Origin of the sequence: Gemmobacter aquatilis (genome assembly GCF_900110025.1) — a bacterium.
Taxonomy (GTDB): domain Bacteria; phylum Pseudomonadota; class Alphaproteobacteria; order Rhodobacterales; family Rhodobacteraceae; genus Gemmobacter; species Gemmobacter aquatilis.
Genome location: NZ_FOCE01000001.1, coordinates 355,500 through 369,784, shown reverse-complemented (window position 1 = coordinate 369,784; position 14,285 = coordinate 355,500). Strand labels below are relative to the sequence as shown.

Here is a 14,285-nt window from a genome sequence, read left to right as displayed (position 1 = left end):
GGAACAGAACATGGATCAGACCACCCTGCCCCGCCCCTCGGCCCAGCCCGCACTCTATGATCTTCTGGCGCGCGTCTGGCCGACCGAAAGTGCCGTCGTGTCGCATTGCATCGACCGCAACATGACGACGGTCGCCTTTGCGCTGGCCGACGGGCGTGTGGCGCTGGTGCCGCTGGCCGATCCCGAACCGCCGGAAAAGCGCATCCGGCAAGAGCTGGATACCGGGCGCAGCTCGATCCGCCCGCGCAGCAAGGCGCTGCCGCCCCCGACGCTGACCGAACCGCTGGATGACGGGGCGGTGCGGCTTGCGCCCTCCAACACCCATGGGTTTCTGGTGGCGGGGCGGCATGGCCAGATCTTCCGCCTGACACCGCGCGGGCAAGTGCTTCGCCTGCTGAAAGGCACTCAGCCGGTGTTCGCGCTGGCCTCTGACGGGCAAGGCCGCTTCGCCATCGCGCAAGAGCGCGGCATCGTGCTGCATGACGAGGACGATCTGGTGCCGTTTCAGGCGCTGCCCACCCATTGCCGCCCGGACGGGCTGACCTTCCTGCCGCAGTCGCGGCGGCTGGCAATTGCCGGGGAACAGGCGCTGTTTCTGTGGCAGCCGGGCAGCCCGCCCGAAAGCCATGCGGTGCAGACCGATGGCCCGGTCATTTGCGCCCCGGATGAAAGCTGGATCGGCGGGGCGGCCCGCGATGGCGGGCTGTGGCTGATGCAACTGGCGACAGGACGCGTCACCGTCATCGGTAATTTCCGCGCCCCGCCCCGGTCGATCTGCTTCAACACCAAGGCAGGTGCCGTTTTCGCAGCGGGCGCCTTCCGCGTAGCGGGCTGGTCGCTCAGCGATGCGCCCTTCGACAGTGACGCTACCGGCGCGCTGCGCAGCGGGCGGCCCGGGCTGGTGCTGACCGAATGTGTCGCGGCCCATCCGTCGCGTGATCTGGTCGCCGCAGGCATGGCCAACGGCGCCGTGATTGTCGCGCAGGCCGGGCTCCCGGACGAGATGATGCTGCGCCATGCCACCGGCGCAGCGGTCACCACCCTCGGCTGGTCCGCCTGCGGCACTCATCTGGCGATCGGCACCGCCGATGGTGAAATCGCCCTCGCCACCTTTCCGCCCCACCTGTTCAAATAACCGCCCAGACCGGAGAAGACCCATGTCCCAAACCACCGACCTTTCGCCCGAAGACCGCAGCAAGGATGCGTTCTTCGCCCGCATCGCCGAAATCTCGCAAGAGATGATCGGCGCCCATGGCAAGGATTTCGCCATGGGCACGCTGGTTCTGGCCGCCCGCTGGATCGCCGACAACAAGATCGCAGCCGCGAAACCGCCGCACTGACGGCACGCGCCCTAGTGCCAGTGACCCGCGAGGAGCCGTTCCGGCTCTTCCCGGTCTGCCAGCATCCAGCGCATCTGATCCAGAATGATCTCTTTCGAGCGGGCCGCGAATTGCAGCAACCGCGCTTCGGAGTCACCGGTCCCCCGGCCGGATGGATCAGAGGCAATGCGCGCCAGATCCGCTTCAAGCCCGGTATCCAGCACATGCGACCATGCACAGAATTCCTGCAGGCGATGGGTCACGAAGCCCAGACATTCTCTCAGCGCCGCATTCTCGTGCCATGGCGCAACAGGCTGGCCCGCCGCCTGCCCCAGGGGCGAGCTGTGCACCGCGCTGCCCAGCAGCGTCAGCACCTCGCGCCGCCAGCGCCCGTATTCGCTGCGGTCGGAATGGTCGAGCCCGACCTCGTAAAGCTTTTCCGCAACGGCGCGGAAGGCGCGGCCCCCGGCAATATGGCGGCGCCAGAACTCGCTGGCCTCATCCGCCGTGGTGCACGCCATGAATTGCTGCGCCAGCCGTGGACGCAGCAGCAGCGCCAGCGCCATATCCACATCCTCGGACACCGAGCGGGCCAGTTGCAGCGCAGGCACCGGCAATCCGTTCAGTACCAGCAACCGCAGCGCGGCAAGAGTTTCCCCCAGACGCGCGGTCAGCGCGGCAAGGGCGGCAAACTGATCCGGGCTTTGCTGCAGGCCCGGCAGGTTGCGGGCCTTTGTCGCGGCGGTGCGCAGGGCAATCACCCAGATCAGCGCCTGATCGAACAGGCACAGCTGATCATGGGCGCGACTGTCCGGTGCGCGGGGCGTATCGGGCAACCGCGCGAAACCCGGCAGACGTGGCACGCAATCCCCCCAGATCCGGTCCAGATCATGGCCGCGCGCCGACCACATCTGCCGCAGCTTTGCCGCGAGTTGCGGCGAAAGCTCGCGGTAATGGCCTTCGGGGCTGGATCGGGTCGGGCCGGATGCGGGGCACATGCTGCGCTCTTGTGGCTGGGGATGTTTCGATCAGACGCCAGGACGGGCCGTCACGCAATGGCATTTCGCAACCGATGGAGACTTGCATGGCGCTAAGCTCAAGACAGACCCATTCGCTGCGCCAGACGCTTTCTGCGTGGCAGTTGCAGGCCATCAGCTTGCTGCAACTGACCAACGAGGGGTTGCAGGCCCATCTGCAGCGCCGCGCCGAATCGAACCCGTTGATCCGGCTGCGGATGCCGATGGGTGCCGCGCCGCTCGGCTTTGAAGATGATCAGCCGCAGGCGGCATCGGGCCTGCAGGAACATGTGCTGGCGCAGATCCGCCTGATGATTTCCGATCCTGCCACGTTGCGTTTTGCCATGGCCTTTGTCGAGGCGCTGGATGCCAATGGCTGGCTGGACCGCCCGCTGTCAGACATCGCGCAGGCAGCCGGGCGCAGCCAGCCCGAGGCCCGTGCCCTGCTGACCCGCCTGCAAACGGTAGAGCCGACAGGGCTTTTTGCCCGCGATCTGCGCGAATGTCTGGCGCTGCAGGCAAGCGAACGGGGGCAACTGACCCCGGCCATGGCAGCCGTTCTGGATCGTCTGCCGCTGCTGGCCAGTGGCGGATTGCGCGCGGTTGCCGATGCGACCGGCCTGCCCCCCGAAGAGGTTCAGCTATGCCTGGGCCGCATCCGCCGCATGGACCCGAAGCCGGGCGCGCAGTTTGGCGGCGACACCCAGCCACTGCGCGAACCTGATCTGCTGGTGACGCGGGGCGCCGAGGGCTGGAGGATCGAGCTGAACCGCGCCACCCTGCCTGCCATCAGCCTGCCGCCCCGCAGCACGACGCAAGCCGACGCCAAGCTGCGCGCCGCGCGGGCCGAGGCGGAATGGCTGGCCAATGTGCTGGAACGCCGCAATCGCACCGTGTTGAGCGTTGCAACCGAGGTGCTGCGCCGGCAAGAGGCGTTCCTTGAAGAAGGGCCGGGTGCGCTGATCGCGCTGCGGCAGGCCGAGGTTGCCGCAGTTCTGGGCCTGCATGGCAGCACCATCAGCCGGGTTTCGCGCCATCTGCTGATCGCCACGCCACACGGGATGCGCACCCTGTGCAGCTTTTTCGACGCGGCCCCTCTGGCCGCCCGCGATCTTGTGGCGGCGCCCTCATCGGATGCGATCCGCCACCGCCTGCGCCAGATCATCGCCGCCGAAAGCCCCGCAGCTCCGCTCAGCGATGCTGCTTTGGCCACAGCCCTGGCGCGCGAAGGCAAGCCGCTTGCGCGCCGCACCGTCACCAAGTTCCGGCAGGAACTGGGTATCCCGACCATGCTGTCGCGGCGCGGCGGTGCGGCGCCTCTGGCTGGCCTGCGGCTCTGATCGGTGATGCAGAGCCATATTTTCGGGTCACTGAAACCGCCCCGCGCGTTGCAGAACCTCGATCTGATAGCCATCCGGGTCGGCGATGAAAAAGAATTTCGCCACCGGCACATCACCATTGCGAAAATCCACCAGCTTGCGCGGGTTCAGCCCCGCCGCCGTCAACCGCGCGTGTTCCGTCTCCACATCTGCGACGGAAACAGCCAAATGGCCGTAGCCATCGCCCAGATCATAGGGTTCGGTGCGACCCTTGTTTACGGTCAGCTCCAGCTCGAACGTGGATTCGGGATTGGACAGGTAAATCAGCGTGAACCACTCGAACTCCAGCCGATCTGCCACCTTCAACCCGAAGGCCGCGTCATAGAACGCAACCGAACGCGCCTCTTCCAGCACGCGGATCATCGAATGTATCGCCTTGGCCATTTTTCCTCCGAAGTCTCTGCTTTGGTAAGCCTGACAAACCAATTCATATTGCAGGTAGGAGGGGGCGACTACTGTCCAAGTTTCACGCGAGCCACCCGTTTGACTGCCATGCCCATCCGATCTGACAAAGCATGTTCATTGGTATAAGCCATTCTTGGCGAACACCACCATAAGGGCTTCTTATGATCAACCTGACGCTCAAGCAATTCCGCTATTTCGAGGCGTTGGCACGGCATGGCCATTTCGGGCGCGCGGCAGATGCCTGTGCCATCTCGCAGCCCGCCCTGTCGATGCAGATCAAAGAGCTGGAAGAATCGCTGGGCACCGAGCTGTTCGAGCGCAGCCATCGGCAGGTTCGGTTGACCAGTTTCGGAGGAGAGTTCGCGCTCCGTGTCCGTGGTATCCTGCGCTCGGTTGACGAATTGGAAGATCTGGCGCGCGCCTCGCATCACCGGCTGGTGGGGCGGCTGCGCATCGGGGTGATTCCGACGATAGCCCCCTACCTGCTGCCCACCATCATCGGCAACCTGACGCGCGCCAATGCCGGGCTGGATCTGCAGATCCGCGAAACGGTTACGCCGAAACTCCTGCAAGAGCTTGCCGAAGGGCGGCTGGATACGGCTATCGTGGCACTGCCCGTTTCGGAACCCTCACTGACAGAGGTTGCACTGTTTTCCGAAGATTTCGTTCTGGTGCGGCCAAGCGAAGACGAGGGAAAGCCCGTACCAGACCGCGAAGCGCTGCGTGAAATGCGGCTGCTGTTGCTGGAAGAGGGGCATTGTTTCCGCGATCAGGCCCTGTCGTTCTGCAATGTTCACTCTGCGCTGCCCCGGGAATTGCTGGATGGCAGCTCGCTGACAACCCTGGTGCAGATGGTCAGTTCCGGGATAGGTGTGACCCTGATCCCGGAAATGGCGGTGCCGGTCGAGACGCGTTCCGCCTCGGTGTCGGTTGCGCGCTTCACAAGCCCACGGCCCTCGCGCACCATCGGCATGATCTGGCGCAAGACCAACCCGCTTGCCAAACAGCTTCAGCAGATCGCGGATGTGGTCCGCCAATCTGCCGAAAGCCTGTCAGCCCGGGACAGCTGGCGCAATGTCACCAGTGGCAAAAACGCCGAAGCCGCGAAACCCTGACAGGTTCGCGGCTTCGGCTGGAAACTGGTGCCGCTGAAGGGACTCGAACCCCCGACCCCATCATTACGAATGACGTGCTCTACCAGCTGAGCTACAGCGGCTTGGTGGCGGGCTGATAGCACCTCTTTGCGGCGCTGTGTAGCCCTAATTTGCACGCCTTGCGATGGCCGCAAGATCAATGACTTCCGGCTCTTCTGCGGGTTCGGGCGCTGGCGCTGGCGGGGCCGGGGGGGTCACCAGCAGTGGCAGCAGTTCGGATCCGGTGGGGCTAGGAGTCGCGGTCTGCGGCGGTTCGCGCCAGCTCAAGGTATCAAAACCACCGCAGTTTTCACAGATCGGGCCCCATTCGGCATGGATCGCGTGGCACTTGTCGCAGCACCATTGCGGGCCGCGCGGTGCGACAAGCGCCTTCGCCAGCCAGCCGCGCACTGCGGCTTCGTCGCCGCCCTCGCCGCGTTCCACCGCCGCCATCAGCGCCAGCGCCCGCCCGGTCGGCTTGGTATCTACCAGATCGCCCAGCGCACGACGGGCACCGGGAAAATCTTCGGCGGCAATAAGAAGCTCGGCTTTCAGCATCCGGGTTTCGGGATGATCAGGATGCAGCTCTGTGAGAACCCGAAAGCGCTTCAGCCGCGCTTCGGGGGTTTCTTCCGGCTCGATCCCGGCAAAGGCGGCGGCAAGATCGGGGTGCGGCTGCATCTCCCATGCCTTGCGGATGACGCGCGTGGCGCCTTTGGTGTCACCCGCCAGCGCCATACTGTGCGCCGCCATGGCCGCAGCCGGAATCAGATCCGGGGATTGCTTGTTGGCGGCAATCGCTGCCTCGCGTGCCTCGATCGACGTGCTGGCATCCATCACGGTCTTCGCTTCCTGCAAGGCCAACACAGCATCACGGCGGCGGAACAGGTCTTTCGACAGCCCGCCCGCCCGTGCCTTTGCGCCCAGCGTGGCCCGCGCGCCTTTCCAATCCTGCGCATCGGCCTGCAGTTTCAGCAGGATATCCTGCGTTTCCAGATGCCTGGGCTTCAGCGCAAAGGCCTTCTCGGCCAGCTTCAACGCGGTTTCAGTGTCGCCCTCGTGCACTTTCTGCGCCAGCAGGCCCCGGATGCCAACAAACCGCGTGGCCTCGTGTTCCAGCAGCGCCTTGTAAGCAGCAGTCGCGCGTGCGCCATCGCCAGCAGCTTCGGCCGCCTGGGCGACAAGCAGCGTTGTCAGTTCGGGCTTCGCGAGCAGCTTTTCGGCCTTCACCGCGCGCGACATCGCCACCCGATTCTCGCCCGAGGCCAGCGCCACCAACCCTTCCGACAGCGCCTGATAGCCCCGCCGTTCGCGGTTGCGGTCAAAATAGCGAGACAGCGCCGTTTCATCACCATTCAGAAAGCGCAACGTGGCGGTCAGGAACCCGATCACCAGCAGCAAAAGCCACAGCGCCAGCATCAGCAGCAGCAGCCCGACCACCGCCTGCAATGGGCCGAGCGTGAATTCATACCCCGCAGCAGTGATATGCAGCCCGCCATCGGTTTCCAGCAGCAGCGTCGCCCCGTAAGTGATCCCCGCCACCGCCGCGAAGAACAGAAGCACCTTGACCAGTGTCCAGATCATCGTTCCGCCCCCCTCAATTCGCCAAAAGCGCAGACAACGCAGCCCGCCCCGCAAGATAGCGATCCGCCTGCGCGCCCCAATCAGCCAAAGCAGCCTGCCCCGCTGCGGGCAGGCTGCCCAACATCTCGCGGGCCGCAGCCACATCGCCATCGCGCAACCGCGCCTCGATCCGCGACAGCACGGCGTCAGGGTCGTCGCCCTCTTGCGGGGTCAACGACCGGGCGCCGGTCTGGGTGCGCAGGAAGGTGGTCAGCCGGTCGCCCAGCGTGTCGCCCATATCCGCCTGAAGCGAGGCCGCCAGCGCCAGCCGCGCCGCATCGGCAAAGCCTTGCTGCAAGGCGGGCAAAGAAACCGGGCTGGCGACCAGTTGCGCCAGCGGCTCTGGCAGGTCGATCCCCACCGCGCCGACCCGTGCGGCCGACTCTGCCGGATCGGTGCCGGTGGTCAGCGCGGTGTCCAGCGCCAGCAGGGCCGCCCGGCGTTCTGCTGTCTGTTGCAGGGCAACAGTTTCGGCGCGCAGCTTTTCCGCTTCGGTCACGGCGCTTTGCAACTTGGCCTTGACCTGAGAATCAATCTCGGCAGCGATCTGGGTGGTGGTCGTCTGTTGCTCCGCCAACCGGGTGGCCAAAGTGCCAATCTCTGCCTTCAGCGCCTCAAGGGCCTGCGGATCACCTACCCCTGCCGGACGGGCCTCCAGCGCGGCAAGGCGCTGCTCAAGCGCCTCGATGCGTTTTCCATCCACCGCAGAAGGCAGCGTGGCGAGCTTTGTTTCCAACGCATCCAGACGGCTCAGATCAGGTTCGCGCGCCGCAACTTCGGCAAGCTGGCTGCGCAGGGCAGCCATTTCACCTTCCAGGGCAGGGCCCTGCGGTACCAGCAAAGGCCAGCCTTCGCGCGCGCCATAGGCAGCAAGCCCGAACCCCAGCCCTGCCGCAATAACACCACCGGCCAGCAGCCCGACAAACCGCCCCGCCCCACCGCCGCGCGCGACTGGTTCAACGGGCGTTTCCGCCGGAGGAATCGCGTCGCGCTTGGGATCTTCGGTATCCGGCGCTGCGATAGGCGTTTCCTGATCCGTCATGCACCGTCTCCCCTCAAGCTCTGCCCGTTTGGGCAGGGTAGTCGCTCTGCTCTCATGGCTCAAGCCGCGTGGCTGCGGCAAAGAGGTGTTCTACGGCATCCAGCATCGCATCGGCATCGGGCCGGGCTGCGATTGTCAGGCTTGCAAGAGGCAAACGCGAAACCGGCGCTGCGGTTGCCTGCGATATGGCAACAAGATGAAGTGGCGCCCGCGCATCGGCCAGATCAGCGGCCAGCAAGTCCGCCGTGCGGGGTGAAAAGACCGGAAGGATCAGCGGCGTGTCGCCGCGCAACGCGGTTTGCACATCGCCGGACAGCGGGCAAACCAGTTGATCGTAAAGCACGACGCCCGATGCCTCGATCCCCGCCTCTGTCAGACATGCGGCAATATCCCCCCGCGTCTCTGCCCCATGCAGATGCAGCAATGGCGGCTGCGGCGCTTTCGCAAGGATGCAGCGGATCAGCGCTTCGGCATCGCCATTGGCAGAAATCGTCTCGAACCCCGCCATTTTCGCCAGTTCCGCCGTTCTATGCCCGACACAGAACGCCAGGCGTGGCAAGCGCTGGCGCAGCGGCGCAGGCAGTGCCTCGCAAGCAGCAACCGCGGTGCCCGAAGTGAAGATCACGGCTGACCAAGCCCGGTCGGGCACATCAGGCACACGGAACTTCGGCTGTATCAGTGGCGATTGCAGTACCACCACCGGGCCAAGCCGTAGCCGCAAAGCCTTGGCAAAGCGCGCGCCCTGATCGGCGGGCCGGGTGAGGATCACCATGGGGCGGGATTGCTTGGGCATGGTTCCGGTGTTACCTGCGGGAAGCCCCTGTTTCAACCGGAACCCATGCAAAGCCTCACCTTCCTTGGCATCGAAAGCAGTTGCGACGATACGGCCGCCGCCATCGTGCGCCAGCGCGATGGTGCCGCGCCCGAGATTCTGGCCTCGGTGGTGGAAGGGCAGACGAGCCTTCATGCGGCTTTTGGCGGTGTGGTGCCCGAAATCGCAGCCCGCGCCCATGCCGAACGCATCGACCTGTGCATCGAGCAGGCCATGACGCAGGCTGGGATCGGCTTTGCCGGGCTGGATGCCATTGCGGTAACGGCGGGGCCGGGGCTGATTGGCGGCGTGCTGTCCGGTGTGATGTGCGCCAAGGGGCTGGCGGCAGCCACCAGCCTGCCGCTGATCGGGGTGAACCATCTTGCCGGCCATGCGCTGACTCCGCGCCTGACCGATCAGGTGGCCTATCCCTATGTCATGTTGCTGGTGTCGGGCGGGCATTGCCAGTTTCTGCGGGTGGACGGGCCAGAAGCCTTTACCAGGCTGGGCGGCTCGATCGACGATGCGCCGGGCGAGGCGTTCGACAAGGTGGCGAAGGTTCTGGCCCTGCCGCAGCCGGGCGGGCCTGCCGTGCAGGCCGAAGCTGCAAAGGGCGATGCCAAGCGCATTCCCCTGCCCCGCCCGCTGCTGGACCGCCCGGGCTATGACCTGTCCTTCTCGGGGCTGAAAACCGCCGTTCTGCGCGCGCGCGACGGGCTGATGGCCGGGCTGGGCGGGCTGCGCAGGCAGGATCGCGCCGATCTGTGCGCCGCATTCCAGCGCGCCGTGGCCGATGTGCTGACCGAGAAATCCCGCCGCGCGCTGACCGATCACCCGGTGGGCACCTTTGCCGTCGCCGGGGGCGTGGCCGCGAATACCGAGATCCGGGCGCGGTTGCAGGCGCTGTGTGACAGCCTCGGCATCCGCTTTCTGGCGCCACCGCTGGCGCTCTGCACCGATAACGCTGCGATGATCGCCTGGGCCGGGATCGAACAATTCCGCCAGCGCGGCGCCGATGACCTGACGCTGTCGGCACGCCCGCGCTGGCCGCTGGATCAGACCAGCCCGGCCCTGCTCGGCTCTGGCAAGAAGGGGGCCAAGGCATGAAGATCGCCATTCTGGGCGCGGGCGCTTTCGGCGCGGCGCTGGCTGTCGCCTTGGGGCGCGAAGGCCCGGTGACGCTGTGGGGGCGCGGGCAGACCAGCCGCGAGATTGCCCGGCTGCCGGGCATCACCCTACCCGAAACAGTCTCTGTCACGGCGGAAATCGCCGATATTGCCCCGGCAGATGCGATTCTGTTGGCGCTGCCGATGCAGGCGCTGGCGATGTTCGCACAGGCCCATGCGGCCAATCTGGTGGACAAGGCACTGGTCGCCTGCTGCAAGGGCGTCGATCTGCGGTCGGGCCTTGGCCCGGTGGAGATTCTCGCGCGCCTGTCCGGCCCCGCCCCCGCCGTGCTGACAGGGCCAAGCTTTGCCGCCGACATCGCGCGCGGCCTGCCCACCGCGCTGACGCTGGCCTGCGCCGATGAGGCGATGGGCGAACGGCTGCAACGCGTACTGTCCACCCCCGTGCTGCGGCTGTATCGCACCACCGACGTGATCGGGGCCGAATTGGGCGGGGCGTTGAAGAACATCATGGCCATCGCCTCGGGCGTGGTGATTGGCGCAGGGCTTGGCGATTCCGCCCGGGCCGCGCTGATGACGCGCGGCTATGCCGAAATGCAGCGCTTTGCGCTGGCCCATGGCGCCAAGGCCGAAACGCTGGCCGGGCTGTCCGGCTTTGGCGATCTGGTGCTGACCTGCACATCAGACCTGTCACGCAATTTCCGCTTTGGCCATGCGCTTGGGGCTGGCCAAAGCTTCGATCCAACCCAGACCGTCGAAGGCGCTGCCACAGCCAAGGCCGTGGCACAGATCGCCGCGCGGGAACAGATCGAGATGCCGATTTCCTGCATGGTCGCCGCACTGATCGACGGTAAGGTAACCCCGTCAGAGGCCATGCAGAGCCTTCTTTCCCGCCCCCTGAAACAGGAATGACCCGATGCGTGTAGCCCTGATCTGCAAAGACAAACCCGGCGCCCTGCAAATCCGCCTCGACACCCGCGCCGCCCATCTGGACCATATCCAGACCTCGGGCGTGGTGGAAATGGCCGGGCCGTTTCTGGATGCGGCGGGCCAGATGAACGGCTCGCTGGTGATCCTGTCGGTTGACAGCCTCGCCGATGCGCAGGCCTGGGCCGATGCCGATCCCTATGCCAAGGCGGGGTTGTTCGAAAGCGTCACGATCACCGAATGGAAGAAGGTGATCGGCTGATGGCCTATTGGCTGTTCAAATCCGAACCCGATAGCTGGAGCTGGGACCAACAGGTCGCCAAAGGGCCCGCAGGGGAAGAATGGGGCGGCGTGCGTAACTATCAGGCCCGCAACAACATGCGGGCCATGAAGCTTGGGGATCTGGGCTTCTTCTACCATTCGAATATCGGCAAAGAGATCGTCGGCATTGTCGAGGTTTCTGCCGAAAGTGCGCCCGACAGCACCACAGACGATCCACGCTGGGATTGCGTGCATATCCGCGCGGTGAAACCGCTGCTGACGCCGGTCAGCCTTGAAACCTGCAAGCAGGAGCCGGGGTTGGAGAAGATGGCGCTGGTAACCAACATGCGCCTGTCCGTTCAGCCGGTCACGGCCGAGGAATGGCGCATCATCTGCAGGCTTGGCGGGGTATCGGGATAAATTGGAGGGCCCCGACCCCAACGGGACCCTCCATCCACCCCACGTGCTCCCATAGCACCACACGTGTTCTGATATTGGTCCCGGGCGTCCTGCCCTGAATTTCAGGCTAGCGCGGCGCGGCGCATTTCGCAAAGCCAAAGCCAGCGGCATTTTAATCGAATATGCCCGCCAGAGGCGGGCATATACAGGGGTTCCGGCTCAGAGCGGCTTATTTGTAGACTGCTTCCTTGCCGAAATGTTTGACCAGCATGTAATAGACCACCGCACGGTACTTGTTGCGCTCGGACTTACCGTAAATGTCAACAACGGCGGTGATCGCCTCCATCAGCGCCGGGCTGTCTTCCAGACCCAGCTTCTTGATCAGGAAATTCTTGCGGACCGTCTCCAGCTCGTCAGAAGACGATGCGGCAACGGTCTCGCTGTCAGCGTTATAGATCGCGGGGCCGCAGCCGATGGTGACCTTCGTCAGAAGATCCAGATCCGGTTCCATCCCGCATTTGCTGCGCAGGTCTTCGGCGTACTTGGCGATCAGTTCGTCTCTCTTGCTCATGTCCAGCCCTTCCTGAATGTCCCGACGCCGGTTTGATCCGGCATTGGGCAAAAGACTAGGACAAGCCAGCAGAGCGACAAAGGGAATTATCGTCGCAACTTCGCCGCTCAGGCGGCAACTGGCGCAGGGCGTTTGAGCGTGATGATATACTGGTTGGCCATCAGCTTCAGTTCCGCCTGATCGCCCAGTTCCGCCAGCACCGCTTCGACCGCGCTTTTGACCGGGGCACCCTGTGCATCCGACATCCAGTTGAAATCGTCGCCGCAGATCAGCCCGTCATGCTTCACCTTTTGCAGGCACAGCGCCAGATCCTGACCGACGAAGGGCTCGTTGTGGTTTCCGTCAATATAGACCCAGTCCAGCGAGGCGTCAGGCAGTGCGCTCAGCGCCGCTTCGGAGGTCGCGCGGTGAATCTTCACCCGCGGCTCGTCCTTGAACATGGCGACGACATCCTGATATTTCACTTCCATCAGGTTTTCATTCTTCTTGCGGCCAAACCCGGTATTGCCGAATTCCGGCTGATAAAGCCACGGGTCGATCAGATGAAGCTCGCTCGGCTCGCAGATTTCCATGATCCGCTTGCTGAATGCGCCTTCCCAGACACCGATCTCTGCCGCCTTTGCGCCTTTGGGCATCAGCCCCAGCAACCGGCGGCGTACACGCTCTCGCTTCGTTTCTTCCATTCTGCTGCCCTCACACACGACGAAACACTTCGGCTTCGGTTCATTGTTGCCGAATTATAGACGCTCACTTGGCGATCTGACAAATGGAAGGCCCCGCAATGGCAATGGCGGGGCCTTCTCTGGTGCAATAGCGCCTCAGTAGCGATAGTGATCGGATTTGAACGGCCCTTCGACCTTCACGCCGATGTAGTCGGCCTGATCGGGACGCAGTTCCGTCAGCTTCACGCCGATCTTCTTCAGATGCAGGCGGGCGACCTTCTCATCCAGCGCTTTCGGCAGGATATAGACGCCCGGCGCATAGTCCTGCCCCTTGGTCCACAGTTCGATCTGCGCCAGAACCTGATTGGTAAAGCTGGCCGACATCACGAAGGACGGGTGGCCTGTGGCGTTGCCGAGGTTCAGCAGACGCCCTTCCGACAGCAGGATGATCCGCGCGCCCGAAGGCATCGTGATCATGTCCACCTGGTCCTTGATATTGGTCCATTTGTGGTTCTTCAGCGCGGCGACCTGAATTTCATTGTCGAAATGGCCGATATTGCCGACGATCGCCATGTCCTTCATCTCGCGCACATGCTCGATGCGGATCACGTCCTTGTTGCCGGTGGTGGTGATGAAGATGTCGGCATCCGCCACCACGTCTTCCAGCACCACAACCTCGAACCCGTCCATCGCCGCTTGCAAGGCGCAGATCGGATCGACCTCGGTCACCTTCACCCGCGCGCCCGCGCCGCGCAGCGAGGCGGCAGAACCTTTGCCCACGTCGCCATAGCCGCAAACCACGGCGACCTTGCCGGCCATCATCGTGTCGGTCGCCCGGCGGATGCCATCGACCAGCGATTCCTTGCAGCCATATTTGTTGTCGAATTTCGACTTGGTGACCGAGTCATTGACGTTGATCGCGGGGAAGGGAAGCTGGCCCTTCTTGTGCAGATCATACAGGCGATGCACGCCGGTGGTGGTTTCTTCCGAAACCCCCTTGATCGCTTCGCGCTGCTTGGTGAACCAGCCGGGCGAGGCGGCCAGACGCTTCTTGATCTGGTTGAACAGGCAGATTTCCTCTTCCGAGGTCGGCACTTCGATCAGGCCGGTTTCACCCGCCTCGACCCGCGCGCCCATCAGGATATACAGCGTGGCATCCCCGCCATCGTCGAGGATCATGTTACAGGTGCCACCCTCGCCGCCGAACTGGAAGATACGGTCGGTGTAATCCCAATATTCCTCAAGGGTTTCGCCCTTGATCGCAAAAACAGGCGTGCCGCTGGCCGCAATGGCCGCCGCCGCGTGATCCTGCGTCGAGAAGATGTTGCACGAGGCCCAGCGCACATCCGCGCCCAGCGCCTTCAGCGTTTCGATCAGAACGGCCGTCTGGATCGTCATGTGCAGCGACCCGGCAATGCGGGCGCCTTTGAGCGGTTGCGCCGCGCCGTATTCCTCGCGCAAGGCCATCAGGCCCGGCATTTCGGTTTCCGCAATATCCAGTTCCTTGCGGCCGAAATCGGCCAACGCAATGTCCTTGACGATGTAATCCTTCGGCATTCGCCGCACTCCTTGCCATGTCGATTGCCGCTGAGATAGCACTCTGACGCGGG

General features: G+C 64.4%; 16 protein-coding genes and 1 tRNA gene. 8 read left to right on the top strand and 9 right to left on the bottom strand.

Going from position 1 to position 14,285, the window contains the following annotated elements; translation table 11 throughout:
* Positions 1–10 precede the first annotated feature (10 nt).
* A complete protein-coding gene (locus tag BMX43_RS01780) occupies positions 11–1,135 on the top strand; it encodes a WD40 repeat domain-containing protein (RefSeq protein ID WP_091295899.1) in 1,125 nt (374 codons plus the stop codon).
* 22 nt (positions 1,136–1,157) lie between these two features.
* Positions 1,158–1,340: a hypothetical protein gene (locus BMX43_RS01775; protein ID WP_091295895.1), complete on the top strand. Its 183-nt coding sequence runs from the start codon at positions 1,158–1,160 to the stop codon at positions 1,338–1,340.
* An 11-nt stretch (positions 1,341–1,351) separates the two neighbouring features.
* On the opposite strand, the gene BMX43_RS01770 is transcribed toward BMX43_RS01775, so the two are convergent.
* On the bottom strand, positions 1,352–2,317 hold the full coding sequence (locus BMX43_RS01770) for a hypothetical protein (RefSeq protein ID WP_091295892.1): 966 nt from the start codon (positions 2,315–2,317) through the stop codon (positions 1,352–1,354).
* Positions 2,318–2,403: 86 nt separating this feature from the next.
* Here BMX43_RS01770 and rpoN point away from each other — a divergent pair, with 86 nt between their 5' ends.
* Positions 2,404–3,675 carry an RNA polymerase factor sigma-54 gene (gene rpoN, locus BMX43_RS01765; RefSeq protein WP_175481994.1) on the top strand — a complete coding sequence of 424 codons (1,272 nt, stop codon included), beginning with the start codon at positions 2,404–2,406 and terminating at the stop codon, positions 3,673–3,675.
* A 27-nt stretch (positions 3,676–3,702) separates the two neighbouring features.
* Here the strand turns inward: rpoN and BMX43_RS01760 are convergent, their stop codons facing one another.
* Positions 3,703–4,098: a VOC family protein gene (locus tag BMX43_RS01760; protein ID WP_091295887.1), complete on the bottom strand. Its 396-nt coding sequence runs from the start codon at positions 4,096–4,098 to the stop codon at positions 3,703–3,705.
* A gap of 182 nt (positions 4,099–4,280) precedes the next feature.
* Between BMX43_RS01760 and BMX43_RS01755 the strand changes: the two genes are divergently transcribed.
* Entirely contained in the window at positions 4,281–5,234 is a 954-nt protein-coding gene (locus BMX43_RS01755) for a hydrogen peroxide-inducible genes activator (protein WP_091295884.1), read from the top strand.
* A 25-nt stretch (positions 5,235–5,259) separates the two neighbouring features.
* Here the strand turns inward: BMX43_RS01755 and BMX43_RS01750 are convergent.
* The 4 genes from BMX43_RS01750 to BMX43_RS01735 all read right to left on the bottom strand — a co-directional run bounded on the left by BMX43_RS01750 (position 5,260) and on the right by BMX43_RS01735 (position 8,710).
* Positions 5,260–5,335: transfer RNA gene (locus BMX43_RS01750), tRNA-Thr, on the bottom strand.
* A 43-nt stretch (positions 5,336–5,378) separates the two neighbouring features.
* Complete coding sequence (locus BMX43_RS01745) at positions 5,379–6,836, bottom strand: heme biosynthesis protein HemY (protein ID WP_091295880.1); 1,458 nt, start codon at positions 6,834–6,836, stop codon at positions 5,379–5,381.
* A gap of 13 nt (positions 6,837–6,849) precedes the next feature.
* A complete protein-coding gene (locus BMX43_RS01740) occupies positions 6,850–7,917 on the bottom strand; it encodes a hypothetical protein (protein ID WP_091295877.1) in 1,068 nt (355 codons plus the stop codon).
* Positions 7,918–7,969: 52 nt separating this feature from the next.
* The gene (locus BMX43_RS01735; RefSeq protein ID WP_091295874.1) at positions 7,970–8,710 is read right to left on the bottom strand and encodes a uroporphyrinogen-III synthase; all 741 of its coding nucleotides are present in this window, start codon (positions 8,708–8,710) and stop codon (positions 7,970–7,972) included.
* A gap of 45 nt (positions 8,711–8,755) precedes the next feature.
* Between BMX43_RS01735 and tsaD the strand changes: the two genes are divergently transcribed.
* Genes tsaD through BMX43_RS01715 form a run of 4 tightly spaced genes read left to right on the top strand, consistent with a single transcriptional unit; the run spans position 8,756 to position 11,463 of the window.
* On the top strand, positions 8,756–9,835 hold the full coding sequence (gene tsaD / locus BMX43_RS01730; RefSeq protein ID WP_091295870.1) for a tRNA (adenosine(37)-N6)-threonylcarbamoyltransferase complex transferase subunit TsaD: 1,080 nt from the start codon (positions 8,756–8,758) through the stop codon (positions 9,833–9,835).
* A complete protein-coding gene (locus tag BMX43_RS01725) occupies positions 9,832–10,767 on the top strand; it encodes an NAD(P)H-dependent glycerol-3-phosphate dehydrogenase (RefSeq protein ID WP_091295866.1) in 936 nt (311 codons plus the stop codon). Before tsaD ends, BMX43_RS01725 begins: the two co-directional genes overlap by 4 nt.
* Positions 10,768–10,771: 4 nt before the next feature.
* Positions 10,772–11,044, top strand: a complete 273-nt coding sequence (locus tag BMX43_RS01720) for a YciI family protein (RefSeq protein ID WP_091295863.1) — start codon at positions 10,772–10,774, stop codon at positions 11,042–11,044.
* Positions 11,044–11,463 carry an EVE domain-containing protein gene (locus BMX43_RS01715; protein ID WP_091297064.1) on the top strand — a complete coding sequence of 140 codons (420 nt, stop codon included), beginning with the start codon at positions 11,044–11,046 and terminating at the stop codon, positions 11,461–11,463. Before BMX43_RS01720 ends, BMX43_RS01715 begins: the two co-directional genes overlap by 1 nt.
* A gap of 208 nt (positions 11,464–11,671) precedes the next feature.
* On the opposite strand, the gene BMX43_RS01710 is transcribed toward BMX43_RS01715, so the two are convergent.
* From BMX43_RS01710 to ahcY, 3 genes are all read right to left on the bottom strand, one after another.
* Positions 11,672–12,013 (bottom strand): DUF2853 family protein, encoded by a 342-nt coding sequence (locus BMX43_RS01710; RefSeq protein ID WP_091295860.1) that lies wholly within the window; start codon positions 12,011–12,013, stop codon positions 11,672–11,674.
* A gap of 107 nt (positions 12,014–12,120) precedes the next feature.
* Entirely contained in the window at positions 12,121–12,696 is a 576-nt protein-coding gene (locus BMX43_RS01705; RefSeq protein ID WP_091295857.1) for a class I SAM-dependent methyltransferase, read from the bottom strand.
* 135 nt (positions 12,697–12,831) lie between these two features.
* Positions 12,832–14,232: an adenosylhomocysteinase gene (gene ahcY, locus BMX43_RS01700; protein WP_091295855.1), complete on the bottom strand. Its 1,401-nt coding sequence runs from the start codon at positions 14,230–14,232 to the stop codon at positions 12,832–12,834.
* Positions 14,233–14,285: the final 53 nt, after the last annotated feature.